This is a genomic window from Flagellimonas eckloniae, from assembly GCF_001413955.1.
Lineage (GTDB): Bacteria > Bacteroidota > Bacteroidia > Flavobacteriales > Flavobacteriaceae > Flagellimonas > Flagellimonas eckloniae.
Genome location: NZ_LCTZ01000002.1, coordinates 614,227 through 640,385, shown reverse-complemented (window position 1 = coordinate 640,385; position 26,159 = coordinate 614,227). Strand labels below are relative to the sequence as shown.

18 protein-coding genes are annotated in these 26,159 nt (G+C 37.6%); 11 read left to right on the top strand and 7 right to left on the bottom strand.

Annotated features, from left to right (window positions below):
- Positions 1-93 precede the first annotated feature (93 nt).
- From AAY42_RS02800 to AAY42_RS02790, 3 genes are read left to right on the top strand one after another with little or no spacing between them, the layout of a single operon-like run.
- Positions 94-531, top strand: coding sequence for an OB-fold protein (locus AAY42_RS02800; RefSeq protein WP_139063624.1), 438 nt, complete (start codon positions 94-96; stop codon positions 529-531).
- A complete protein-coding gene (locus AAY42_RS02795) occupies positions 524-1,069 on the top strand; it encodes a YceI family protein (protein WP_055392482.1) in 546 nt (181 codons plus the stop codon). The genes AAY42_RS02800 and AAY42_RS02795 overlap by 8 nt, the downstream gene beginning before the upstream one ends.
- Positions 1,059-1,952, top strand: coding sequence for a DUF5777 family beta-barrel protein (locus tag AAY42_RS02790; RefSeq protein WP_055392481.1), 894 nt, complete (start codon positions 1,059-1,061; stop codon positions 1,950-1,952). The genes AAY42_RS02795 and AAY42_RS02790 overlap by 11 nt, the downstream gene beginning before the upstream one ends.
- Before the next feature lie 85 nt (positions 1,953-2,037).
- On the opposite strand, the gene AAY42_RS02785 is transcribed toward AAY42_RS02790, so the two are convergent.
- The 5 genes from AAY42_RS02785 to AAY42_RS02770 all read right to left on the bottom strand — a co-directional run bounded on the left by AAY42_RS02785 (position 2,038) and on the right by AAY42_RS02770 (position 8,612).
- Positions 2,038-4,788 carry an outer membrane beta-barrel protein gene (locus AAY42_RS02785; protein ID WP_055392480.1) on the bottom strand — a complete coding sequence of 917 codons (2,751 nt, stop codon included), beginning with the start codon at positions 4,786-4,788 and terminating at the stop codon, positions 2,038-2,040.
- Positions 4,789-4,984: 196 nt separating this feature from the next.
- On the bottom strand, positions 4,985-5,137 hold the full coding sequence (locus tag AAY42_RS18210) for a hypothetical protein (protein ID WP_175288714.1): 153 nt from the start codon (positions 5,135-5,137) through the stop codon (positions 4,985-4,987).
- 255 nt (positions 5,138-5,392) lie between these two features.
- Entirely contained in the window at positions 5,393-6,145 is a 753-nt protein-coding gene (locus AAY42_RS02780) for a LytR/AlgR family response regulator transcription factor (protein WP_055392479.1), read from the bottom strand.
- A 27-nt stretch (positions 6,146-6,172) separates the two neighbouring features.
- The gene (locus AAY42_RS02775) at positions 6,173-7,522 is read right to left on the bottom strand and encodes a sensor histidine kinase (protein ID WP_139063622.1); all 1,350 of its coding nucleotides are present in this window, start codon (positions 7,520-7,522) and stop codon (positions 6,173-6,175) included.
- A gap of 16 nt (positions 7,523-7,538) precedes the next feature.
- Positions 7,539-8,612 (bottom strand): hypothetical protein, encoded by a 1,074-nt coding sequence (locus AAY42_RS02770; RefSeq protein WP_055392477.1) that lies wholly within the window; start codon positions 8,610-8,612, stop codon positions 7,539-7,541.
- A gap of 127 nt (positions 8,613-8,739) precedes the next feature.
- Between AAY42_RS02770 and AAY42_RS02765 the strand changes: the two genes are divergently transcribed.
- Positions 8,740-9,687 (top strand): PD40 domain-containing protein, encoded by a 948-nt coding sequence (locus AAY42_RS02765; protein ID WP_055392476.1) that lies wholly within the window; start codon positions 8,740-8,742, stop codon positions 9,685-9,687.
- A 92-nt stretch (positions 9,688-9,779) separates the two neighbouring features.
- Positions 9,780-10,502: a 23S rRNA pseudouridine(2604) synthase RluF gene (gene rluF, locus AAY42_RS02760; protein ID WP_055392475.1), complete on the top strand. Its 723-nt coding sequence runs from the start codon at positions 9,780-9,782 to the stop codon at positions 10,500-10,502.
- Between the two features lie 7 nt (positions 10,503-10,509).
- Here the strand turns inward: rluF and AAY42_RS02755 are convergent, their stop codons facing one another.
- Entirely contained in the window at positions 10,510-16,218 is a 5,709-nt protein-coding gene (locus AAY42_RS02755; RefSeq protein ID WP_055392474.1) for a GLUG motif-containing protein, read from the bottom strand.
- A gap of 576 nt (positions 16,219-16,794) precedes the next feature.
- Here AAY42_RS02755 and AAY42_RS02750 point away from each other — a divergent pair.
- The 3 genes from AAY42_RS02750 (at position 16,795) to AAY42_RS02740 (ending at position 20,329) form a co-directional block, all read left to right on the top strand.
- The gene (locus AAY42_RS02750) at positions 16,795-17,616 is read left to right on the top strand and encodes a TolB-like translocation protein (RefSeq protein WP_055392473.1); all 822 of its coding nucleotides are present in this window, start codon (positions 16,795-16,797) and stop codon (positions 17,614-17,616) included.
- A gap of 680 nt (positions 17,617-18,296) precedes the next feature.
- Positions 18,297-18,941, top strand: a complete 645-nt coding sequence (locus tag AAY42_RS02745) for a response regulator transcription factor (protein ID WP_055392472.1) — start codon at positions 18,297-18,299, stop codon at positions 18,939-18,941.
- 284 nt (positions 18,942-19,225) lie between these two features.
- The gene (locus AAY42_RS02740) at positions 19,226-20,329 is read left to right on the top strand and encodes a hypothetical protein (protein ID WP_139063621.1); all 1,104 of its coding nucleotides are present in this window, start codon (positions 19,226-19,228) and stop codon (positions 20,327-20,329) included.
- Positions 20,330-20,437: 108 nt separating this feature from the next.
- Here AAY42_RS02740 and dnaK read toward each other — a convergent pair whose 3' ends face one another.
- Entirely contained in the window at positions 20,438-22,354 is a 1,917-nt protein-coding gene (gene dnaK, locus AAY42_RS02735) for a molecular chaperone DnaK (protein ID WP_055392470.1), read from the bottom strand.
- Positions 22,355-22,521: 167 nt separating this feature from the next.
- Between dnaK and AAY42_RS02730 the strand changes: the two genes are divergently transcribed.
- From AAY42_RS02730 to AAY42_RS02720, 3 genes are all read left to right on the top strand, one after another.
- Positions 22,522-23,946, top strand: a complete 1,425-nt coding sequence (locus AAY42_RS02730; protein ID WP_055392469.1) for an L-serine ammonia-lyase — start codon at positions 22,522-22,524, stop codon at positions 23,944-23,946.
- Positions 23,947-23,973: 27 nt separating this feature from the next.
- A complete protein-coding gene (locus tag AAY42_RS02725) occupies positions 23,974-24,213 on the top strand; it encodes a VF530 family protein (protein WP_055392468.1) in 240 nt (79 codons plus the stop codon).
- Positions 24,214-24,456: 243 nt separating this feature from the next.
- On the top strand, positions 24,457-26,139 hold the full coding sequence (locus AAY42_RS02720) for a tetratricopeptide repeat protein (protein WP_055392467.1): 1,683 nt from the start codon (positions 24,457-24,459) through the stop codon (positions 26,137-26,139).
- The last annotated feature ends 20 nt before the right edge of the window (positions 26,140-26,159 follow it).

Below are 26,159 nucleotides of genomic sequence, written 5' to 3'. Positions count from 1 at the left end.
TTGGACCTGGGGCTGGTTTTGGTTCCAGGTTTTTACTATGAATTTAGAGTCGGGAGCCAACAAAGAAATGAGAAAACGGTAATTTTGGATGGTATGCTTGGAAAAACTGATAAGTTCTTGGTTGGGGTTTTATTGCTAATTTTAAGTTTTGGCATTGGAGCTTTATACATTTTTAATAAACCTGACTATGTAGATTTGGTGGAAGCTGAACCTGAGCTTTTTTTAAACGCGGAAACATTGCTCCTACATTTCGCCGCAGAAGATGAAACTTTTTTAAAGGCTGAAAGCATTATTGAATTTGAGGGGGCCATAAAAGAAATCAACACTAAAAATGAACGTGTTACCGTATTACTTGAAGGTAATTACCCAAAAACATCGATTATAATTTGCGACATGCAACCCAATCAGAAAGAAGGTCTTGAAGGCCTTGGACCAACCGATACAATTCGAATTAAAGGAATTTTCAAGGGATTCTTAAAGGATGCCGTTTTTTTGAATTGTGTTATTACAGATAGAAAAACCAATGAATAGATTACTACTGCCTTTTATTATTTTGCTGTCGCATGGGATAACCAATGCGCAAGAAAAAGTAATTGCCCGGCAGGGACAGGTTTCCTTTTTTTCATATACATCCGTTGAACACATAAAGGCAGAAAACAATCAGGTGCTTAGCATTATAGATTTGGGTACCCTGGATATCGCTGTAAGTATGCTCATGAATGCCTTTATTTTTGAAAAAGCCTTGATGCGAGAACATTTTAACGAAAGTTATATAGAATCGGATATCTATCCCAAAGCTACTTTCCAGGGGACTATTGCTGATTTTGACCCCACCATGGAGGATGAACAAACCAGAATCATAAAAGGTGTGTTTGCCATGCATGGTGTTACCAAAGAATTGGAAATCAAAACCAAAATAGAAAAACAGCAGGGCAACTATGTCTTGTCAGGTACTTTTGAAGCTTTGGTAAAGGATTACGAAATAAAAATACCGCCGCTTTTGGCAGGGAACATTGCTGAAAGGATATCCGTTAATTTTAGATTTGAATATGAGCCTTATGAAAACTAAACGAATTTTACTTACGGTTTTTATGGTCTTTGGCTGTATCCAGTTTTCATTCACCCAAGACCTTTTGGGTATTCTTGAAAATGAACAGGAAAATGTGCCGAAGTATACTTCTGCCACATTTAAAATGACCCGAATTGCCATTGGTCATTCCATAGAGACACGAAAAAAAGGCATCTTGGAAATTTTTGTTGCCAATAGGTTTTGGAATACTCCAGAAACCAGAACGCAAAGTTTTTTTGTGGATAGGTTAAGCTCGCGAATTGCATTGGAGTATGGAATTTCGGATAGACTTTCCTTTGGTGCAGGTGGCACTTCCTTTGATGGATTATTTGATGCCTATTTAAAATATAAATTGGTGCGGCAACGGGACGATGGACAAGGATCTCCTTTTAGCATAACACTACTACAAAATTCAAGTTACAACAGTAGTGCATTTCCAGGAACCACAGAAAGTTTTTCGGACAGGTTAGGGTTCACTTCCCAAGTACTGATAGCCAAAAAGTTTTCGCAAGATTTTTCACTGCAAATTGCCCCTACCCTTGTGCACAGGGCAAATTTGTCTTCAACGGATGATTCCAAGAGTCATTTTGCCATTGGTTTTGGTGGAAGGTATAAACTGGGTAGCCATTTATCATTGGTCTCTGAATACTATTACACAGCAAACCCAATTGAATCTTTTGATGTTTACGGACCTTTCGCTTTAGGGGTGAATTGGGAGCTTGGCGATATAATGCTTCAATTTATGCTGACAAACGCCCAAAGGATAGAAGACGGCGCATTTATAACCCAAACACGAAACAACTTCAACTTTAAGAATCCAAACTTAAACTTTGGTTTCAATGCTACCTATGTCATCCATTTTAAACGAAACTTAAAAAAATAATAAAAAGTAGTTTGATATGTGCAGTTAAAATTTCAAAAGCCTTTTAGACCAATGGAATTTTGGGCAGTTCCTCTTTCAGCAACCATTAATTAATAATTCGGTACCCACTATCCCTAACTTCCCCTGCCTTCCCTAGGGTATTGAATTTCCAACTAAAACCCAGCATAAAATATCGTTGTAAAACATTACTTTGTCTATCTTCAATAAAATATTCATTCGTAATTCTTCGAACATTCGTGTTTTGATTGAGTAGATCATAGGCCTTTAGGGTCAGCGTTGCTCTATCTTTCATAAAAGAATAGGCCAATGTAGAGTTCCAAAACCAAGCGCTTTTTTCAAAGCCATCTGCTACATCTGGGTTATAGGTATATGTTATCTCATTGCGCCACTCAACATTTTTAGGAACAAAAGTAGCTGTCCTTAAAAACAGTAAGTGATTTGAAAAATTCTGATCATCAAAACCATCAATATCAAAATTACTTTGAGTTAGGGATAACCTATAATTTATCCCCAGTTCAGTAATGTCTTTCCATACAAATCTGGTACCCAAACTTGGTGATAATGTTTTTGACAAGCTAGCATATTGTATATCACCATTAAAATTTATAACTCTTCTAAGTTCAGGGTTGAAACCAAAATTAAATTGGATTGTTTTCAAGGTATCCATTTTAATTTTTTTGTTATAACCCATATACATGTTTACTCTATAACCACCATTTACATTGGCATAAGTAGTTTCCCGGGTTAGGTTTTCGTTTATTGTACGTTTCACCGTAATACTGTTATTCTGTATCTGTGCGTTAACATATGTGTACAAGTCTCTACCTTTTTGAAAATTATTCGCATTATAATACATGTGAAAGTCATGGTTATTGGAAGGTTTTAAACTTGGATTACCAACAACAATTTCCAGTGGATTAGTAATGTCTATAAAGGTTTGCAATTGATTTAATTGGGGAGGATTGTTTCTTAAATTATAACCAGCTCCCAAAGATGATTTAGGACTTCTATAATTTAACCTATAGGCTACTGTAACTGCATTAAAATTGCGACTTAGGTTAAAACCAGGTCTTAGAAAATCATTGTTCTCCAATGTTCTAAAAATCAAATCCATACCTAAAGAGGAAGACCATTTCTCTTTTTTATACTGTAAGCTTACGCCTGGTGTGCTAGTAATGTTTTTATACTCAAAATCCGAACTTAGGTCTACATTGATGTCCGTATCGTATTCTTGAGTTACTTCATTAAAATCAAATGAGTTTTTTAAATTTTCCTGTATATTGTTCCTGTAGCCGTATTTGAAATCCATTGACAGTTCTTTTCCTTTGATTGGCAACCTGTACGACATTCCAGCAATAAATGTATCATCATTCTTCTCTTCCATCCCTAATTGATTTCTTGTAATATTTTCTGGGTCGTCCCCGTACACATCAACTTGAGAATTAAATATATCTTCAATATCTGTTTTAGTGTTTCTGTTAAAAATATCAAGTTTTAAAAAAGAGCCTTTATTTCCAAAGCGCTTTGTAAAATTCACATTGTTTGAAAAGAACTTTTCTCTCCTTTCGGTGAACGAACCGCTAATGGATTCATTGATCAATAATTGGTCCTCATCAAAAGATTCTTCAGCATTGTTGGAAGTGTTTGTGCTCATTGCGTATCTGAACTTAGGCTCTACGATGATTTGCAAGGTAGAGTCCACTTTTATTTGCAATTTTGTTTCTGTACTATGCTCTTCAATATTTGAATTGGTATTGGAACTGGAATTGGTGAAAAATCTGTTATCTGGCAGTATATTTTCACGTTCTGATATTCTAATGTTATCTAAATCAACATTGGAAGCAAAATAGTTTGTGGAAATAACTACTTTTTCTCCTAAATCATCGGCATAATTTAGGCCGGTATTTCTTGAAGTCGATACGCCTTCACCTTTGTCATAGAATAGTTGTCTATTAATATTGTAGGATCCCCCAAACATTTTTCTGATCTCCCCAAAACTAAAACCTGGTGAATTAATGTTATTGCCCCCGCCTAAAACACTAAACTGCAAATCATCATTGAAAGTGTTGAACATCCCTGCAAATTCATAGCGCTTGTCGGTCCCAACACCAGCTGCAAAACGTCCAAAAATACCTTTGTTATTTTCTTTTTTTATAACCAGATTCACGGTTTTATTTGTTCTATCACCTTCCTCTCCCGTAAAGGCCTCCGAATCTGTTTTGGTATCGGACACTTGTATTTTCTCTACAATTTCTTTGCTTAAATTTCTTGTGGCAATAGTGGGGTCATCTCCAAAAAACGGTTTTCCATTCACCAGTATTTTATTCATTTCTTTACCGTTTACTTTTATTTTTCCATCTGCATCCACTTCAAAACCGGGGAGTTCTTTTAATAAATCCTCAATATTTGCATCTTTTTTTGCCTTAAAAGATTTTACGTTAAACTCAATAGTATCTTTTTTTATGGTTATGGGTGCACTGGACTTTACAACTACCTCATCCAATACATTTGTATTGATCATAAGCGAAATTTCGCCTGCATTTATTATAGATTGATTTATTTGTATTCGCCTGTAATACGTTTGATACCCTATATGCGATACATAGAGGTCGGCCTCTGCAACATTACCATTGTTTTCTAGCAGAAACTTTCCCTGCTGATTAGAAACTGTATACGTAATCAATGAACTGTCTTTTACTTGCTGAAGATATACGGTTGCAGATTCTATGGGTTGTTTATCAACCTCTGAGATTAAGGTTCCGGAAATTTCAAAAGATTTGGATTGGGAAAAGGAAAAATTAATAAAGCATACTACTATTGTAAAAAATACACGCATGATTGATGGTTCGTCTTTTGGTTAATTTATGCCGGACAAACCTAATATTTGAGATGAACTTAGTAAGTCAGCAATTAGCTATCAATACGATTTACTTAGCAATCTATCTTATTCGATTAGAATTCATTTTGGGGTGATTTGTACAATGATCTTGGTTTTGTGCTCAATTCAATCCCAAACCCAACACATTAAACATTTATATTTGAAGCTTTGAATTTTTTAAGCCCATGAGCATAAGTGTTTCTGCCATGTTACTAAATGTTCTGTTCTCTTTTTCCGATAGTGTTTCAATATCCTTTACCAATTGTTTTTTAAGGGAAATAGTTTTTGCGATTGTTGTTTTTTCCATGATGTAAGATTTTTTGTTTAACTACTGCATTCTATTCAAATTCAACCTACACGTATTGTATACAAAGCTTTTATCCCAACAGAGTGCAAGAATTTAGTGAGTAGGCCTCGATTTTGCAAAAAAGAATCTTTGTGTTACTAGATTATTGATTGATGAAATAACTGAGTACTAAATATATTGGATGTCAATTACATTTAAGAACACGTATTAGTCTTGAACTACATTTATTTAGTATTCCGCCTATTTGGTCTAGAATTATTTTATGGAGGAGAGCATATTCAAGGTCTGTTCTTTTTTAAGTTTAGAAACACTTATCGTGCTACCATCTTTCATTAAGATATAACCACCATCTTTTTTAACAAATGACTTAACATGAATACTATTGATTAAATGGGATTGGTGTGTTCTAATAAATTGATACGGGGAAAGTAAATCGTCCCACTCCTTTAATGTTCGGGACACTAAAACAGAACTACCGTTGGTAAGATAAAACATGGTGTAATTGTTTTCACTTTTACATCTAATAATATCCACTATAGAAACAAAAAAAAGTTCCTCTGCGGTTGGAAGGGCTATTTTTTTAGGTTGATTTAAATTTTTCAGATTTTGTACCAAAACTTTTAATTTTTGGTTTTCCTTTTTTTCTGAAACTACTTGGGACACCCTAGATACTGCTTCCTGTAGCTCCGCTATTGCCACAGGCTTCATTAAATAATCCAAAGCACAAGACTTTATAGCTTGTAGTACATACTGATTGTATGCGGTTACAAAAATGACTTCAAAATTTACCTCTTCCAGGGATTCCAACATTTCAAAACCATTCATTTTAGGTATTTCAATGTCCAGAAAAACCAAATCCGGTTGTTGTTTTGCTATAAGTTTTATTGCCTGTTGGGCCGAAGTGGCCACTCCGATAACTTCCACACATGAACAGTTTTTTTCCAATAACCTATTTAGGTTTTCTAAATTATGCTCTTCATCGTCCACTAAAATGCTTCTAATTGTCATTTTTCTTTTCAAACTAAAATTGGTCCATCAATACCGTAAGGGCATTAAAATTTCAACAAGAGTTCCTGTATCTTCTTTATTTTGCCTAGAGATGTTGGTTATATTGATTTTTGCATCGGTTTTATAGCTCTCATTGATTAAATCAATTCGGTCTTGGGCTAGTTTTAATCCATACTTCTTTCTTTTTACGCCCATATTGGTTTTGGGTTGCGAAGTATCAATGCCTACTCCATTGTCCCTAATGAGACAAGTTAATTTTTCGTCCACAATTTTGAATTCAACACTCAGTTTTTTATCGCCTTCTTTTTCCTTAAGACCATGAATAATGGCATTTTCCACAAAGGGTTGGATCAACATTGCTGGAATTTCAATTTGATGTATATCCAAATCTGGGGATATTTCGATTTCGTAGTCAAAGGATAGGCGTAATTTTTCCAGCTCCAAATACTTCCTGATAGAATCAATTTCTTCATGCAAAAGAACAAGACCTTTTTCCGATTTATCCAATGTTAAACGCATTAGTTGGGAAAACTCAGTCAAATAATGATTTGCCTTATCACTATCCCCTCTGTTTATAAGGTTTTGAATTGCGCTTAACGCATTGAACAAAAAATGAGGGTTCATTTGGGAACGGATACTTTTAAGCTGCATTTCCATAAATTTTCGCTTAGCAGCTTCCTTCTTTGCAGTAATTGCCATTTTCCACCTAAAAAGAAAATAACTTACTATAAGGAAGAGGACTATACCAAGAGAAATAAGACTGGTACTGTGTTTCTTAAAAAAGGATTCTTTCTTTAAGGCGTCAATCATTAAAAAACCCATACTCAAAAAATGACCCTCGTCATTAATAAAGTTATGTGAATAATAGTATTCTCCTTCCTTATATAAAATAAGGGAATAGTTTATTCCATTGGCTGAAATACCATAAACCAACCTGTAAGGTTCGCCCAAATAAACCACTGAATCATCCAATACACTTATTCTGTCCTCAGAGCCATACCAATTTCCCTGAAGTATTTCAGGTATTTTTTTAAGACCGTTGGCCTTTACTTTAGTTAGCCCACTTATCGCATAGCCCTCATCCAAATTAATTTTGGCTGTATCAATTATTGAAAGACTAAAATATTTTATGTTGTCATTATTTACTCCTATAACATTTAAAACTTCTTTTTCTTTTACAATATCATTGTAATAGAACAGCTCATTTTTGACAACGATATAGTCTCTTGCTATGATTAGTACAACTTCCTTTTGAGCATCTACCCAACTTCCTAAAATTGATTCATCAAGCTCGGATGGTAGTATACTCACTCCCTGTCCGGATGATAGTATTGGAACCAGCAATACCAATATTAGGAATGTCTTTTTCAGTTTCAAATAAAATAATCTAGGATTAATTTTTAATTTTTGTGTATCTAGCCCCTGGATAACCTCTAGGAGTCAATATATATTTACCGTTTGTTTTGCGTGCCGTATAGAGCTGATAGTTTCCCTCTCTATATAGAACAAACCAGATTATATCTCCAGAATGTGATATTGCAACATGGTCTATGCGGCTTTTTATAACATCATAGACGCCCATCGACCCCCTATCATCATTATAAAAGTAGTCGTCCGTAATGGTAATTCTCTTCACTCTTTGCCAATGCAACCATTCACCTTTCATAAACCCCAGAATAATATTATTACTGGGTTTTCTTTTTAAGGTACTTAATTTATCTTGCCTTATGGTCATAATATCTCCTTCTATATTCAAGACTTCCAAACTGCCCCTATTAGTTTTTATGGTGAAATTGATGTTCCCTGTCCGTTTAATGTTTTGATAGTATTGAACCCTTGAATTTGAGACTATATAATCTGGTGTGGTGATTAAAATTAATGTGCCATGTTTATCATACCAATTGCCAAAAAAAGCTTTTGGTAAATCTTTTGGAAGCATGGTACGCTCTCCAGTAGAGGCATAGTCGTCATTTTCAATGTGTTTATTGCCAAAAAACACTCTTTCGCCATTCGCATACATCGGTTCACTGGAGTTTTTAATGAAACCCCTACCATTTTTGATCAGATCAAGTTTATAAATGAACCAATTGCCTTTGGGGTTGGATTCGCCATAGTTTATTTTTTTAACATCCCTCCCTAAAGCGGGGAAATATAATTTATACCTGACTTCACCAGAATGTGATATTTGGAACCATTCGGATATGTTAACACCTTCAGATTTTTTAATATACAGCCTTTCAGTATCCTCCCCCGAATTCTCTATATACGTACGGGCAGCTATCAAAAATCTACTTCCAATAGGGGCTTTCATGCTAAAGTGCAGAATTGTTTCTGTACCTGTTTGCTCTACCTTGGTAACTTTTCCAGGAAAATTAGTGCTTATATAATCAGGGTTATAAGTGACTTTTTGAGCAATACTCGTTTTCCAGCAGAGTATAGTACATAAAATTAAAAAAGATCTTTTCATAATTGTGGAAACTCGTGTCCAAATATACCTTACTCAATATCGCTTTCAATTACTAAATTAGAATTTGGTATAATATAATGAGTGATTAGGTTTAATTAAGTTATATTCCTTAAAAATCATAAAAAAAATGATTTTTTTTAGAGCAACACAGCTACAGGATATATTTAATGGTATTAAGAACAGATTCATGGTAAAATGTGTACTTATAATAGTTTTGTTTGTTTTTCTAGTTAATCCAATCAAAACATTCTCCCAAACAAAATTGGTAAATGAAAGGTGCTTAACAGATAACTCCTTCGATGATCGATATGCGTCCTATTCCCCTTCTGGTGAGAAAATTGTATTTGAATCCAACAGAGATGGGAATTGGGAAATTTATCTAATGGATTCCAACGGAAACAACGTTAGGAGATTAACTTTTAATGAAGCCGATGATAGAAGACCTACTTGGCATCCGAGTGGAAAAAAGGTATTGTTTGAATCAACCCGAAATGGTGAAAATGAACTCTACACGCTGAATTTAAGGTATTTGAAGACCAAACAAATCACAAACTTTGTGAAAGGAGAGCCTCTATTTGGAAATTTTTCTCCAGACGGGAAATTAATTGCCGTAGGTCTCAAAGAATCAGAAGATATCACCAATATTATTTTACTTGACCGTAAGGGAAGAAAGGTAAACGAATTAACAAATTCCAATAAAAGGAGCAACTATCCAAAATGGTCCAAAGATGGAAGTAAGATTGTTTATTTTTCGCGAAAGGAGACAAATAATCAAGATGATGAAATATATAGTTATACTATTACGAATGGGACCGGAAAGCGATTGACCCATTGGCCAAAACATAATTTTTGCCCATCTTGGTCCAGTGATGGTTCAAAAATTGCCTACGTAACTTCCATGGAGGGTACAAGGCCAGAAATTTATGTGATGGATTCCGATGGTAAAAATCAAGTGAGAATTACCACAAATGAAGATGGTGACACGTTGCCCAATTGGGCTCCAAATGGCAATAAATTAATTATCACCGGATATAGAAATGGTAATTTTCAAATTTGTGAATTGGAATTAAAATAAAAATGGTCTTCAAAATAACTTTGCAAAGAATTCTGAAGAGAATCATCCTTTTGTTTCTTTAAGATTGCGATATTAGCAATGCTTTTTACCCTATGAAAGAAACCCGAATCAATAAATATTTGAGCGAAGTAGGTTATTGCTCCAGACGTGCTGCCGATAAACTTATTGATAAAGGCCGTGTGACCATTAATGGAAAAGTACCGGAGATGGGGACCAAAATAAGTTCTTTGGATGAGGTTCGCGTTGATGGCGAGCTCATCTCCGAACCCAAGGAAAAACCAGTCTATTTAGCTTTTAACAAACCCATTGGTATTGTTTGTACCACGGATACCAGGGTTGAAAAGGACAATATCGTTGATTTTATCAATTACCCCAAGCGCATTTTTCCCATTGGGCGCTTAGACAAGCCCAGCGAGGGTCTAATTTTTATGACCAACGATGGCGATATTGTAAACAAGATACTCCGTGCCAGAAATCACCATGAAAAGGAATATGTGGTGACCGTAAACAAACCCATTACCCCAAATTTTCTAAAGAGAATGCGAAATGGGATTCCAATCCTGGATACCGTGACCCGAAAATGTGAAGTGGAGCAACTGGGACAAAACCAATTTCGAATTGTTTTAACCCAAGGTCTTAACCGTCAAATCCGTAGAATGTGCGAACATCTGGATTATCGGGTACGGAAATTAAAACGTGTACGGATCATGAATGTCAACCTCGATGTTCCAATAGGCAAATGGCGACATCTAACAGAAACCGAATTAAAAGAAATCAATAGGCTGGTTTCCAGTTCTGCCAAAACACATGATTAGACTTCCCTTATAAACGAACTATTTTAAAGGCTTCTTGCACTGTTTCACCTTCTATCGATATCATATAGGTTCCAGCACTGAGCAACCCTAAATCCAATTCCAACATTCTATTTTCGGTCACTTCATAGTCAGACAATAAAACCATATTTCCTGAAAAATTATGTACTGCAATCCTAACCTGGGTGTCCGTTCCGGGAATATAAATATTTAGAATACCATCCGTTGGGTTTGGCCCATATAGCATTTCCTCCGAAACTATTAGCTCTTCTTCATAAATTCCCTGGCAGTCAAAACCTGTGCTTACCCTGAGGTTCGTTAAAGTATCTGAAAGTACTGTGGAGAAACTATTGCCAGTTACGTCAAAATCTTCATCATTTAAGGTTATCGTATATGCATTACTTCCTGATAAACTAAGCTCAAGAGCTCCAGATTCAGTATTGAACGTGTTTGTTACCAAAAGTGGCTCAGGTTCCGTAATTACCGCTGTGGTGCACACCTCCGTTTGTGGAAATCCTGCTATGGCAAAACAAATATTATAGGAACCTGCCGATAAATTTTCAATAATTGTTGAAAAGCCTTCGGAAACATTCAAACCAAAAGTGTCCAGGCCTTCAAAACTCACCTCATATCCAAAATCCGTATTGATGGCACTAATTGTTAATGCACCGTCCGCACTTTCTGCGCAGGAAGCAATCAACATCTCAACCACAAAATCGTTAATTTCCAACTCCGGAATTGTACAACCTGTTCCATCCACAGCCGTTCCATTGGGTGTATCTGGGCAATCATCCTCAAAGTTTGGTACGCCATCACCATCATCATCCAAAACCGAAACAGTAACGGTTGCAGTACCTGAAATACTGTTCCCACTACTATCAATTGCAGTTAACGTTACTATATTTTCTCCAAGATCGTCTGCGGTAAAGCTGTCTATATCCAACTGCAATGTTGAAATACCACAATTATCTGAAGAACCATTGTCGATATCTTCTGCAGTAATCTGGGCAGTTGCACTTGCATCAAGTACTATGGCCATATCCGTGGTCAAAACTACAGGCAGTACATTGTCAACAACGGTCACCACCGAAGAACAACTACTGGAATTTCCGGCCACATCGGTCACAGTTAGGTTTACCTCGTTTTCCCCTAAATCTTCGCAGGTAAATGCTGTAACATCAATGGACCTACTTACTATGGCGTTGGCATCAAACGAACCGTTATCAATGTCTTCTTCCGAAATAGTGGCATTCCCCGAGTCATCCAAAGCAATGGTCATAGGCTGGCAAACTACTGTTGGCGCTGTAACATCAACGGTAACTGCGCTGCCATCCAAGGTATTCTCTACAAACAAACCATTATCGTACAAATCGGTCACAAACAATTCAAACGTAACGTTTCCTTCCAACGCACTTTCTGTAATGGGTAATATGCCCCTCCACAAATTAGTCTCAACATTAAAAAATGTAACCACCGTACTATGAATGTTTCCTATGGCATCCATTAAGGGTTCATCCGATTCAAAATCCAGATAAACCTCATCCCCTGCTCTAGCAAAACTTGCTGAGCCTGCATTATTGGAACTTAAGGTAATGGATTGCAACTCTGGAGCAGAAATATCATATATGACGGTGACCTCCTCTAAAGGATTACTATTGTTCCCCGCCAAATCTCTGGCCATACCAACATTTTCATTAGAAAAGCGAAGTTCACCCTCTATAGTTGGGGTCACTTCTATGGTATAGGAAAAGCCCTCAATGACTGTGACCAAATCTCCCAAAGTAGCCATACTTAGACCATTTGCATCTGGAGCTACAGTTATAGGGCTTGGAGATAAATCCCTTACCTCCTCATCAAATACCAGTTCCAATGTAAAAGGCCCATCCACAACAGCGGGTACGTTCTGAAGACTTGGCGTAGGAGCTGTTATATCTGTCAATGTGGTAAATTCAACGGTATCGCCGTAGTGAATTACATCAAAAGCGTCTTTTACAAAAGCGCGTACATAATAGGTGGTATTTTGATCTAGTTCGCTAAAACCCGCTATAAAATTACCTGTGTCCAAAGGTGCACCCAACACAATTGTTCCTTTAGTTATAAAACCGGCATCTTCTCCCAGCTGTAAGCCGTGTTCCGTAACTTGTGGATTCCCTAAATTCTCCATAGCACCATTTACGGTAACGGAAGTAGCTGTTAGATCAGAAACTGCAAGCGTGGTAACCTCGGGATCAAACTGCTGCCATTGCAGGTACGGATATCCGTTATTGTTTATCCCGTCTATTTTCCAGATTGTACCAAAATCCCAATTGGTAAAGGTGGCCTGTTGTTGCATTTCTGCTGTTGTCTTTCCATTTCCAGCAGCACTGGTGCCCTGCATTGAAGATTCCGTATTCCAGAAAGAATCTGTTGTCCCCCCAGTCAAAAAAGTAAATCCTCCAAGGTCAATCGAAGTCAATTCCTTTCCTATAAGACCCCCTACGTCGGTTGTTCCGTCAACAGTAGAAATGGAAAAAGTGTTCTCAATGTCCCCCAATTCATTTGTACCTATCAAACCCCCTACGGTAGTATCTCCATTCACATTCCCGCTACCATAGCTATTAGTAATGTTCCCCGTGTTATAGCCAACAAGCCCTCCTGTATGGCTTGTTCCCGAAACATCTGCTGAGCTATAGCTGATGCTTATGCTAGATTTTGTATGGGTAACATCCCCTCCATTTATCTCGACCTCATAGGCCGAATAACCAACAATCCCACCAACACCCATGCCTCCAGATACTTGACCAGATACATGGACATTGGTAATTTGGGCAGCATTGAAACCCACTAGCCCACCAACGATATCCGCGCCTGTAATAGCAACATTCAACATCTGGATATTGGCCAAGGTACTTTCAAAACTGATAATTTGACCAAATAAACCAACAATATCCTGTGTTGTTCGATTAATATAAAAATTGTTTAAGGCATATCCAAAGCCATCGTAATGACCCGCAAAAGGAATAGTATTATTTCCAATAGGAGAAAAACCCTCGTTGTTCCCGTCACTGGTTAGGTCATTGGGGTCATTGTACAAATCACCATCGTTGTTGTCATCCGCATCATCCAAAAATTGGGTCGCCGTGGCATCTATATCCGCGGTCTGTGCAAAATACATGTCCCACGAGTCTGGGGTCTGGCTTATCCACAGCAGTTCCTGCAGGTTGGAAATCTGATAGGGATCCGCTTGCGTGCCCGTGCCAGAAGGTGTTGTATAACTGGTGGGCACAATATGCGTGGTAAAGCTTACAGTTTCACCATAGATGGTTCCTGAATCCGAACTTACCCAACTGCGTATAAAGTTTTCCGTATTTGGTTGTAAATTGGTTATTGCCAAGGAAAAATTGCCAGTACTGGAAGGGGCACCCAATGAATAGGTTGCCTTAAAATCAAAATTGGCGTCTAAGCCTATATCAAACCCATGATCGGTTGCACTTGGATTTCCAAGGTTGTCCAAACTGCCATTTGCCGTTACGGTGGTCTGTGAGATGTCCGAGACCGCTGCAGTGGTTACCCCAGGATCAAACTGCTGCCATTGCAGGTACGGGTATCCGTCATTGTTTATCCCGTCTATTTTCCAGACCGTGCTAAAATCCCAATTGGTAAAGGTGGTCTGTTGTTGCATTTCCGAAGTCGTTTTTCCAACTTCAGAACCGTGACTGCTGCTTTGCCCTGAAGTCTGTGTATCCCAGAAACAATCTGTTGAAACATTTGTTTGAAGCCCCACTAAACCGCCTACGAAAGATGAACCCGATACCACTCCCGTTGAAAAAGAATTTTCAATATCCCGAGTAGATTGGCCAACTAAACCCCCAACTTCATCTGGACAGGATACAGATGCCCTTGAAAAAGAATTTTCAATACTACGATGGGATTGACCAATTAAACCGCCTACATACCTATCTCCCTCAACCGTTCCGGTTGCATAACAACGGATTATATTATGCTGGCTTGAACCAACTAAACTACCAACTTCATCCTCTCCTGTGATACTGCAGTTGGTTATCCCTAAATCTAAAATTGTACTGGAATCCGATCCTATTGTGATATAATTTGATCTACCAATAAAACCTACTCGATCTGTCCCTGGACGGTCAATGAACAAACCATCGACAATATGACCCTGACCATCATAAATTCCTTCAAAACGGGTGCTGTTATTTCCAATAGGAGAAAAACCTTCGTTGTTCCCGTCACTGGTAAGGTCGTTGGGGTCATTGTACGGATCACCATCGTTGTTGTCATCGCTATCATCCAAAAATTGGGTAGCCGTGGCATCTATATCCGCGGTCTGTTCATAATACGTGTCCCAAGAATCCGGGGTCTGGCTTATCCACAACAGTTCCTGCAGGTTGGAAATCTGATAGGGATCCGCTTCCGTTCCCGAACCGGAGGGTGCCGTATAACTAGTGGGCACAATATGTGTGGTAAAACTTTCCACGGTTCCGTAAACGGTGCCAGCGCTATTGGTGGCATAGGCACGTACATAATAGGTAGTGCCAGCGGACAAACCGCTAAATGCCTGTGTATAGTTGCCCGTGGCACTGGGAGCACCGGGGCCAAAAATGGTGGTGCCAGAGGAAAAATCCGATGTTGTCGACAACTCAAACCCATGATCCGTGGCACCTGGGTTTCCAAGGTTGTCCAAACTGCCATTTGCCGTTACGGTGGTCTGTGATATATCCGAAACCGGAGCAGTGGTGACCTCAGGGTCAAACTGCTGCCATTGCAGGTATGGATAGCCCCCGTTGTTTAACCCATCAATTTTCCAGATTGTACTAAAATCCCAATTGGTAAAAGTTTCTTCGAGTTGCATTTCTGCTGTTGTCTTGCCCACAGCATCACCACCACTGGTACTCTGTCCTGAAGTATCTGTATCCCAGAATATATCATTTTCCCCAAAAAATGAGTTGCCAATTAACCCGCCCACATAGAATGGTCCAGATACCGCTCCAGTTGCATATGAATTTTCGATTGATTCATTGGAAAAACCCACCAAACCACCCACCATAAACGAACCTGATACCGCAACCATTGTGTATGATTTTTCAATATTCTGATTGGATTCGCCTAGTAAACCACCCACAATCTGATCGCCAAAAACCATACCAGTCGCATAACAACCGATTATGTTATGCTTGCTTAGTCCAACTAAGGCTCCTACCTGATCTTCTCCGGTAATATTACAGTTAGTTATTCCCAAGTCTAAAATAGAGCTGGAATCCGATCCTATTGTGATATAATTTGATCTACCAATAAAACCCACATAATCCGTAACGGGGCGGTCAATGAACAAGCCATCAACAATATGACCCTGACCATCATAAATTCCTTCAAAGCGGGTGCTGTTGTTTCCAATAGGGGAAAAACCTTCATTGTTCCCATCACTGGTAAGGTCATTTGGGTCATTGTACAGATCACCATCGTTATTGTCATCGCTATCATCCCAATATTGGGTTTCAGAGGCATCTATATCCGTGGTCTGTTCAAAATAGCTGCTCCAAGCTCCAATTGATTGGGCAAGCCATGATAAATGGGCCAGTGAAGAAATTTGATACGGATCTCCTGAAGTACCTGAGCCAGAAGGTTGCGATGCATTGGTTTGCGCTGTTGTTAGCACAGGCAATGCAAACAAGAACAATACGATTCCCTTTTGATATAGTTTTATAGGGTTGGATTTCATAGCTTTTTGACTTTGGATTTGGTAAATGGTTATCTGGGCGTCAAAAAACTATAATTTGTAAGTTTTAACCTACTTTTTGTTGTGTCGTGTTGCAACTTTTGTAGTCAATGTCTAAAAAGCTGATGTTGAGATTTTTATATAATAAGGCAAAAAAGAAAAGAAAACCCCAATGACCTAGGCCAGTTGGGGCTTTGTGAATTTTGAAAACAAAAAAACTATTTATACGATAGAAATACCGCTACAATTTATACTCTCCTTAAAACCGAACCGATACTTTTCCTTTTTCATAGACTTTCCCACAACCCTACAGGTATTTTTAGGCGCACTGGAAAAACCCAAATAGTTGCAACCGCTTTTAAAAAGGACTTCCCTTGGCATCATTAAAAAAACATCTGCCCAAATGCAAAAAACATCGTTAATCGACACAATTCATTTCTACATATGTTAAATAATTAAAATATATTCGATGAAAAATCATTTTTAATCGTTAAAATTCAAAACCTATGAAAAATTCATAAGTAATTCTCAAAATGTTTCCCCAACTTTGTGATGTATTAATCCCCAAATCCCTATATCATGAAAAGTTTACTAGCCTACAACTTCGCTCTAATTATCGGACTGTTTTGCATAAATCAAGTTGCTGCACAAAATCCAATGAAACTTGAAAATAGTAACGGTCACTTATCAACACTTGAAGGTTATATCCCGTCGAAATCAATAACCGATGACGGCAACATAGCTTATTTTAGCCAAGTTGGTGAACAAAAACCATTGTATGGGGTCTTCTCTAAAAAAGAAGTGGTACACAAAATTTATCGGGCCGAAAAGATAAATGGCAAATGGACCAATATTACTGAATTAAAGGTGTGTCCAAAATATGCTTCTGCCAAACACCCAACTATAACAGCAGATGGTAAGCGTCTTTTCTTTGCTTCCAACATGAGAGGTAGCTTTGGAAAATATGACATCTACGTTGCCGATATCAATGAGGATGGAAGTTTAGGAGTGTCAAAAAATCTTGGCCCCAAGGTAAATACCAAAGAAGATGAATTATACCCCAATATCTACAACGGTACGCTTCTTTTCTTTGCTTCTGCCGGGCGTGATGGATTTGGTGGTCTAGACCTTTATGCTTCCCAAGTGGCTTACAATAGCCTTACCCCTTCTGTAAACCTTGGTAGTCACATCAACAGCAGCAGGGATGATTATGCCATACAGCTTGATATTGAAAAAGGAGAAAGCTATGTTGTATCCAACAGAGGGCAAAATCACACCATCGAACAAGTTACCATCGCTTATAGAGGTCAGTCCACAGATGATACCATGGTGGCCTACAGTGATGAAAACTTAAGAACAACGCTAACGCACCAGTACACAAGTACTTCTTTTCAAGACTAAAAATAATACATAGATCGGTTCATTACCTGAGGGTTAATCTGATTTTGTCAAATATCGAGATACTAATGATTGTTAACCTATGATATACTAGACGTAGGGAAAACTAAACTTTATCATAGAAACGGGTTGTATTATTTCAACTGAACCGATTTACTAGAATAGGATGCTCCAAAAGAGCATCCTATTTTGTTGGTTATAAATACTCTTATTATTTGATTATTAGCTATTTGAAGTTCTTTAGTTTGCATGGATATCCTATTTTTCTTGAAAACATAAAAGTGCATTTGAACGAAAAAAGCCACAAAAATTACTTCTGAAAGAAAAAATATCCTAATTTAATTTCTGAAATAATACAAGATCCCAAATCTTATAACTATGAAAAAAGCTACAATTCTCAGTGCTACATTACACCCCCCTAACCAATTAAGGGTATTTTTTTAGCATATCAAAAACCTTTTCTAGACTTCTATTGATTTAATCCTTTCATAGGATTGTTATCAGCATATCCGATTAAGACATCGGTGAAGCTTACCATTGTTTTCAAATTAATCTTTTGAAACATCAAAAGCTTTTCCTTGGTGTAATGTCATCAGGATATGACGGACAGAATGCATATTGCCTTAAATCAAGGTAAAATGAAGGTAGACAATGACAAAATCAGATAATCCAAATTTCGAAACATGAAAACTAACCCATTAAAAATTGTAATCATTGATAATGACGAAAAATTATACCCCCTTTATCGATTCTATTTTAGCGAAGAGCTATCCTATAAATCAGTAGAAATACATACATCGGTAAATAAATTTATGTCTCATCCGGGAAGAACCAATCCAGATATTATTGTGTCTGAAGTGAATTTGACCGGAATCTCGGGAATAGATGGAATTCAATATTTCAATAAACAAAATACTCCTCCCAAAATCTTGATGATAAGTGAGAAATGCGATTTTGAAACTATTAGGGAAGCCTTTAAAAAGGGTGCCCATGGCTTTTTGACAAAACCTTTGACCAAAAACCGATTCTTTAATGCCCTTGATGAGTTGCACCAGCATGGTGTGGTCTTGGAACATGATATTGCCAAGAAAATCATCCACTCTTTCCAAATCAAAACTTTTGAGCGATTTTCAAAAAAGGAAAATCAAATTATAGAGCTTCTTACTCAAGGATACACCTATAAAATGATTGCCGACAGGTTTTGCGTAACTCCAAGTGCTGTAAATTTCCACATTCAAAATATTTATGTGAAATTAAATGTGAATTCAAAAGCCGAGGCTTTGAAAAAACTTCAGGAGCTGGAAATACGCCAATTGAATGCAGCTTAGATCACTCTTTTAAACAAAAAGCCGCAATATTCATTGCGGTTTTTTTTATGCCTTTTGATGCTAACCAAATATAAAGAAGTTGGGTGAAATCAAATTTCTTTCTCAAAACTCATATCAATTCGAAATCCCCTTTCACAAATCTACACACTTCAGTTATCAACCGGAACTGATAAATTCATAATATCTAGTATAAGTTAGATTTTTGAAAAGTTTCTTCCAAAAAAAACCTTGGATGTCACTTCCTTGTATACAAGTTAAAAAATGATAAACCCAACCTAAGCGTTATGAAAAAAATAGTTCTATTATTTGCATTTATTTTTTGCTTCCATACTCAAGCCCAGAGATCTAGTAGCAAAAAAATTGAGTTCAACTACATTCAATATCCAACTGTTAGAATGGAGCTCACTTGGACATTCACTCCCAAAGTGGTGCAGCAAAACAAAACAGCAATTTTGGAAGAGCAAGAAGCATATCTGGCAAACCTCGAAAGTATTAGTGAACAGTATTTAGCCGAGGTGGAAACCTACAAAAACTATTCAGCCGCTGAAAAGCTTATTGCCGGCAAGCCCATTAAACCAAAACTCCCTGAGATGATTTATGAAAGGTTAATTCTTGATGAGCAGGTTATTGCAAATGAACATATCAAAATTGATGGGTTCAATAAGAAATCGGACAATGCAGATTTTACTGCAGAAATTGTACTTAGCGGATTTGAAATAGAAACAAAGTTTGAAAAAAATAAGGATAATGCAGCGTTCTTTTATGATGTGATGTACAAATGCCCCGTATCTGTTAGTATCTACGATAAAGAAGGCAAGATGTACTTGGATGAGGTTGTCGAAAACACAACACTGCACAAAACAACCCCAAAAAGAGATTCTTCCGATGAGCTAAAAAAGTATTGGATAGACAACGAATTGGCTTTTACTCAAGAATTGGAAAAAACATCCTATAATTCTGCGCTCTCCAAAGGAGCAAATTTTATAAATGATGCGCTCGGTTATCGAGAAAAATCGGAATCAATAAAAATCAATACAGCAAAAGGGAAAAAAATCACTTATCCAGAATTGGACAGAGCAATTGAAATCGTTCAACGTGCATTAATCAGTTTTGGAGATGGCACTGACCAAGATTCAATGGACAAATTAAAAGAAGTTACCCAGATATGGGAAAATGAATTACTAGAAAAGAATGTAAAAGACAAAAAAGCAAGGATTAATAAAAAAGTAGCCACTGGAATCCATTGGAACTGTGTTCTGATATACTCTATACTAAATGATTTTGAAAAGGCTAAAAATCATCTTAATGAGTTGAAATTGATTGGACGTGGACCATCAGGAACCAGCGCAGAAAAGTTTATGAAAAATTTTAAAGCAAGGAAAAGATGACGTGGGCCTATTATATAAAAAAAGCCCGCAATTTGCGGGCTTTTTTTATGAATCCCCGTTATTATTTCACTTCTTCGAAGTCTATCCTTCGACCCTGCTCAGGACGGGCTACTTGACTTCTTCGAAGTCCACATCCTCAACATTATCTCCTTCCGAAGCACCATTGGATGACGCCTCTGCTCCTGCTCCAGCAGTTGGGTCACCTCCTGCTTGCGTAGATTCTGCTTGGGCTTTATACATTTCCTCAGAAGCAACTTTCCACGCTTCGTTGATTTTCTCCAAAGCTGGCTCAATAACTACCAAATCCTTGGTTTCAAAAGCTTTCTTCAACTCTTCTAGAGCATCTTCAATTGGTTTTTTCTTATCCTCAGATAATTTATCCCCAAACTCTTTCAGTTGTTTTTCCGTTTGGAAAATCATCCCATCAGCTTCATTCAACTTATCCGCAGTTTCCTTTGCTTTTTTATCAGATTCAGCATTAGCTTCAGCCTCAGCTTTCATTTTCTGAATTTCCTCCTCAGTTAATCCAGATGAAGCTTCAATACGGATATCCTGCGTTTTGTTTGTTGCCTTATCCGTTGCCGAAACTTTGATGATACCGTTTGCGTCAATATCAAAAGTTACTTCAATCTGAGGTGTTCCTCTTGGCGCAGGTGGAATTCCATCTAAATGGAATCTACCAATGGTTTTGTTGTCCGCAGCCATAGGACGCTCTCCTTGCAATACGTGAATCTCAACCGAAGGCTGGTTATCAGCTGCAGTAGAAAATACCTGTGATTTCTTTGTAGGAATCGTGGTGTTTGCCTCGATCAACTTGGTAAAGACGCTTCCCATTGTTTCAATTCCCAAAGAAAGTGGGGTAACATCCAATAGCAGAACATCTTTTACATCTCCAGTTAACACCCCTCCTTGAATAGCAGCTCCAACGGCAACAACCTCATCAGGGTTTACTCCTTTTGAAGGTTTCTTTCCAAAGAATTTCTCTACAGCTTCTTGTACAGCTGGGATACGTGTTGAACCACCTACCAAGATAATTTCATCTATATCACTTTTTGAAAGTCCTGCAGATTTCAATGCCGTTTCACAAGGTTCAATAGTCCTTTTTACCAAATCTTCTATCAATTGCTCAAATTTTGCACGAGACAGCGTCCTAACTAAGTGCTTTGGTCCAGAAGCCGTAGCTGTAACATAAGGCAAATTGATTTCAGTCTGCGCAGAAGATGAGAGTTCAATCTTTGCTTTTTCAGCTGCCTCTCTTAGTCTTTGTAATGCCATGGCATCTTCACGCAAATCCATTGATTCGTCTTTTTTAAACTCTTCGGCCAACCAATCAATAATTTTTTGATCTACATCATCACCACCTAAGTGCGTATCTCCATCTGTAGCCAAAACTTCAAAAACACCATCACCCAATTCAAGAATGGAAACATCATGTGTACCACCTCCAAAATCAAAAACAACTATTTTTTGATCTGTATCTTTTTTATCCATACCATAGGCCAAAGATGCAGCCGTTGGTTCGTTGATAATACGCTCTACAGTTAAACCGGCTATTTCACCAGCTTCTTTTGTAGCCTGTCTTTGTGAATCATTAAAGTAAGCAGGCACGGTAATCACTGCTCTTGAAACATCTTGACCTAAATAATCTTCAGCTGTTTTCTTCATTTTCTGAAGTATCATGGCTGAAAGTTCTTGGGGAGTATATAAACGACCGTCAATATCAACTCTTGGTGTATTGTTGTCTCCTTTTACAACATTGTAAGGAACACGGTCTGCTTCTTTCTTAGATTCAGAGAATTTATTGCCCATGAATCGTTTGATAGAATAAATGGTTTTGTGTGGATTTGTAACTGCCTGTCTTTTTGCAGGGTCTCCCACTTTTATTTCTCCACCTTCCACAAATGCAATTACAGAGGGAGTCGTACGCTTACCCTCAGCATTTGGAATTACCACGGGTTCGTTTCCTTCCATCACAGAGACGCAGGAGTTTGTTGTACCTAAGTCTATACCTATAATTTTGCTCATTGTATCTAAAGTTATATCTATTGAAAATTCTTTTTTATCTCGCACTTAAAATGTCAATGATTATGCCATGTGAAAGAATATGACAAGGTGTCATATTATAAAGATATGTAAGGATAGTATTAATTTCAAAATGCCTGTCTATCTTTGGCCTTACACAATGTTATACTATGGAATGTATAAGTGTTTTTGACATGTTGAAAATTGGCGTAGGCCCTTCAAGCTCCCATACATTAGGGCCTTGGAGAGCTGCAGAGCGTTGGATTAAGGAGTTGAAGGAGCAAGAAGTTTTCAAAGCTGTTCTTAATGTCAAAGTTCACCTGTATGGATCTTTGTCCCTTACCGGAAAAGGACATGCCACAGACATTGCCGTTGTCATGGGTTTATTGGGCAGCGACCCTGAAACAGTACCTACAGAAAATATAGACACTATAATTTCAAAGTTAAAGATTGAAAAACAACTTCATCTTGACGGTATGCAAAAGGTAGCATTCAATATTGATGAAGACATCATTTTTAAAAAAGAATTTCTTCCCTTTCATTCCAATGGAATACAATTTGAAGCGATTTTAGTTAATGGAGATGTCACATTAGAGACATTCTATTCCATTGGTGGTGGTTTTGTTGTGAAAGAGGAGTTGCTTCATTCAAAAGAAAACGATGAAGTATTCAAAACTTTTCCATGTCCCATAAAAACTGGTGACGAACTACTCCGCTATTGCGAAGAAAAAAATCAATCTATTTCTGCCATTGTTCTAGAGAATGAACTTTCGTTAAGAACGGGTTCTGAAATTGATGTAGAATTGGAACGGATTTGGAATACTATGCTGGAATGTATGTATTTAGGTTGCCATACCAAAGGTACTTTACCGGGTGGGCTAAATGTAAGAAGACGTGCTTATGAAATGCATGAAAAATTAAAAGGAGACCTTTCGTATTCCAATCCCAAAGAATGGTTGGGAACTATCCGAAAAACAGAAGTTAAATTTAGGCAAATTCTTAAATGGGTGAGTTGTTTTGCCCTTAGCGTCAATGAAGTAAATGCCTCTTTAGGAAGGGTTGTTACCGCTCCAACCAATGGAAGTGCTGGCGTTATCCCTGCGGTATTGATGTACTATATGGTCATTGAAAATCACAAGGCAGATTTTGAATACATTAAAAAATTCTTGCTTGTAGCTGGTGAAATTGGGAGCATCTTTAAAAAAGGTGCCACAATATCTGCCGCTATGGGTGGTTGCCAAGCAGAGATTGGCGTTTCATCTGCAATGGCTGCTGGAGCATTAACCGAACTGCTGGGTGGTTCACCAGAACAGGTCCTAGTTGCAGCGGAAATTGCTATGGAACATCATTTAGGGCTAACCTGTGACCCTATTGGCGGATTGGTACAAGTTCCTTGTATTGAACGAAATTCCATGGGAGCCATTAAAGCAATCAATGCCGCAGAACTGGCATTGGACACCAATCCAAAAGAAGTTAAAGTACCTTTAGACAAAGTTGTAAATACCATGTGGGAAACTGCTAAGGACATGAGTTCTAAATACAAGGAAACTTCGGAAGGTGGTCTTGCCGTTGGGGTGTTCTTAAGTGATTGTTAATCGAAATTTGCTAACCTAAATCTCAGCATGGAAAATCAAAATAATTCCAACCGACAACCAAACAACCCATTACATGGTGTAAAGTTAGTAGATATATTGACCCTTTTAGAAGAACATTACGGATGGGATGAGTTGGCAAACAGAATCAATATCAATTGTTTCAAAAAAGATCCTTCAATTAAATCCAGTCTTAAATTTTTGAGAAGAACTCCATGGGCTAGAGATAAGGTAGAGCAGCTCTACCTTAAATTGATTACTGGTAAGTAATACAGCAAAACACACCAAAATATATTAAGAACAAGCATATAGAACATCTTTATTGCTAACATCCCATAACTTTTGTTACCTTACGCCCTGATTTGCAACCAACTATTGGTTACAATTATCCATTCAGACCTACGGCGCCGTGATTTCCATCTCCCGAGACAGCACCGTAATATTGACACATTAAGCACTATTTGATTCCCCCGCTAGAACAAAAAGGAACATTTTATTTATTCTATTCAATTCATGAGACATTCAAAAAAGGTATGGTTGGCAGTAAGCACAATTCTAACCGTCTGCTTATTTTCCTGTAAAAACAAAAAACAAAACCCTGCATTGGCCTCCATCGACCTTAAAAGAGGAGAGCTCTTATTGTGTAGTACAGAAAGTTTTGGGGAGGTAAATTTTTCGTTATCCTGTAGTTATGAGACCAGAGCCACTTTTGATTTGGCATTATCACTTCTGCACTCTTTTGAATATGCCGAAGCTGAAAAAGCATTTGTGAAAGTAATTGATATGGACCCAAATTGTGCAATGGCTTATTGGGGAGTTTCAATGAGTATCTTTCAATCACTTTGGATGCAATCTGACCTTAGTTATTTAGAAAAAGGTGAGAAACTTATAAAATTGGCAAACAAACTACCAAAATCCGATTTGGAAAAAGATTATTTGGATGCGATTAGCGTCTTCTATACAGATTGGCAAAATATTGACAAACTGACTAGACAGAGAATGTATGAAAAGAAAATGGAAGAGCTATATAATAAACATGAAGGCGATACTGAAGCTGCAGTTTTCTATGCATTGGCCATCCGAGCCGCTGCAGACCCCAATGATAAAACCTATTCCAGACAAAAAAAATCAGGAAAAATTTTAGAAGATCTCTTTGTTGAAAAGCCCAACCACCCCGGGATTGCACATTATATTATTCATAATTATGATTATCCTGAACTGGCAGCAAAGGCATTGACCACAGCAAGACGTTATGCCGAAATTGCACCAGCTTCAGCACATGCACAGCATATGCCATCACATATATTTACACGTTTGGGGCTTTGGGACGAATCTATCAACACAAATCTAAATTCTGCATCTTCTGCAACCTGCTACGCAGAAAGTGTTAATCCAACTGCAAGTTGGGCACAGGAAATTCATGCAGTTGATTATTTGGTATATGGCTATTTGCAGATGGGAGACAATCAAAAAGCAGCCGAACAATTGAAGGAAATGCAAGAAGTAAAAGAAGTTTTTCCCAAAGACCACTTTGCTGCCACTTATGCTTTAACCGCAATGCCCGTTAGAATGGCTTTAGAGAACAAAAACTGGGAGCAGGCCTCTAAACTTGAATTACCAACGATTAACTTTCCATGGGAGAATTTGCATTGGGAAAAAGCCATGTTACATTTTGGCAAAGCATTGGGTTATTCCCATACTGCGGATGTAAAATCAGCGGAAAATGAACTAGTATCCTTAAAAACACTACATCAAAGTCTTCTAGATTCAAAAGAGGTGTACAAAGCGGGTCAAGTAAACGTGCAAATACATTCCGCCAAAGCTTGGATTGAATTAGCAAAAGGCAATAGTGATGATGCTCTTGTTTTGATGGAAACAGCCGCTAAATTAGAAGGTGAAACCTCAAAACATGCCGTAACTCCTGGAGAAGTATTACCCGCTGATGAGCTTTTGGGCGATATGCTCTTAGCACTAAACAAACCTGTAGAAGCACTAGAAGCTTATGAGATAAATTTAAAAGGACACCCTAATAGATTCAATGGTGTCTATGGTGCTGCAATTGCAGCAAAAGAATCAGATAAAAATGAGATAGCTGTAGACTACTTTAATCAACTTATTGAACTGACCAAGAATTCTAATAGTGAACGACCTGAAATAAAAGAGGCCAAAGCATTTGTCCAACAATATGCGAGCTGATTTTAATCCAAAGTATTAAG

Excerpts from the sequence above, each read along its gene's own strand:
- AAY42_RS02795 (WP_055392482.1), top strand. The coding sequence starts at position 524 with ATGAATAGATTACTACTGCCTTTTATTATTTTGCTGTCGCATGGGATA.
- AAY42_RS02745 (WP_055392472.1), top strand. The coding sequence starts at position 18,297 with ATGAAAACTAACCCATTAAAAATTGTAATCATTGATAATGACGAAAAA.
- AAY42_RS02755 (WP_055392474.1), bottom strand. The coding sequence starts at position 16,218 with ATGAAATCCAACCCTATAAAACTATATCAAAAGGGAATCGTATTGTTC.
- AAY42_RS02770 (WP_055392477.1), bottom strand. The coding sequence starts at position 8,612 with ATGAAAAGATCTTTTTTAATTTTATGTACTATACTCTGCTGGAAAACG.
- AAY42_RS02790 (WP_055392481.1), top strand. The coding sequence starts at position 1,059 with ATGAAAACTAAACGAATTTTACTTACGGTTTTTATGGTCTTTGGCTGT.
- AAY42_RS02725 (WP_055392468.1), top strand. The coding sequence starts at position 23,974 with ATGGAAAATCAAAATAATTCCAACCGACAACCAAACAACCCATTACAT.
- dnaK (WP_055392470.1), bottom strand. The coding sequence starts at position 22,354 with ATGAGCAAAATTATAGGTATAGACTTAGGTACAACAAACTCCTGCGTC.
- AAY42_RS02730 (WP_055392469.1), top strand. The coding sequence starts at position 22,522 with ATGGAATGTATAAGTGTTTTTGACATGTTGAAAATTGGCGTAGGCCCT.
- AAY42_RS02800 (WP_139063624.1), top strand. The coding sequence starts at position 94 with ATGCTTGGAAAAACTGATAAGTTCTTGGTTGGGGTTTTATTGCTAATT.
- AAY42_RS02750 (WP_055392473.1), top strand. The coding sequence starts at position 16,795 with ATGAAAAGTTTACTAGCCTACAACTTCGCTCTAATTATCGGACTGTTT.
- rluF (WP_055392475.1), top strand. The coding sequence starts at position 9,780 with ATGAAAGAAACCCGAATCAATAAATATTTGAGCGAAGTAGGTTATTGC.
- AAY42_RS02765 (WP_055392476.1), top strand. The coding sequence starts at position 8,740 with ATGATTTTTTTTAGAGCAACACAGCTACAGGATATATTTAATGGTATT.
- AAY42_RS02780 (WP_055392479.1), bottom strand. The coding sequence starts at position 6,145 with ATGACAATTAGAAGCATTTTAGTGGACGATGAAGAGCATAATTTAGAA.
- AAY42_RS18210 (WP_175288714.1), bottom strand. The coding sequence starts at position 5,137 with ATGGAAAAAACAACAATCGCAAAAACTATTTCCCTTAAAAAACAATTG.
- AAY42_RS02720 (WP_055392467.1), top strand. The coding sequence starts at position 24,457 with ATGAGACATTCAAAAAAGGTATGGTTGGCAGTAAGCACAATTCTAACC.
- AAY42_RS02785 (WP_055392480.1), bottom strand. The coding sequence starts at position 4,788 with ATGCGTGTATTTTTTACAATAGTAGTATGCTTTATTAATTTTTCCTTT.
- AAY42_RS02740 (WP_139063621.1), top strand. The coding sequence starts at position 19,226 with ATGAAAAAAATAGTTCTATTATTTGCATTTATTTTTTGCTTCCATACT.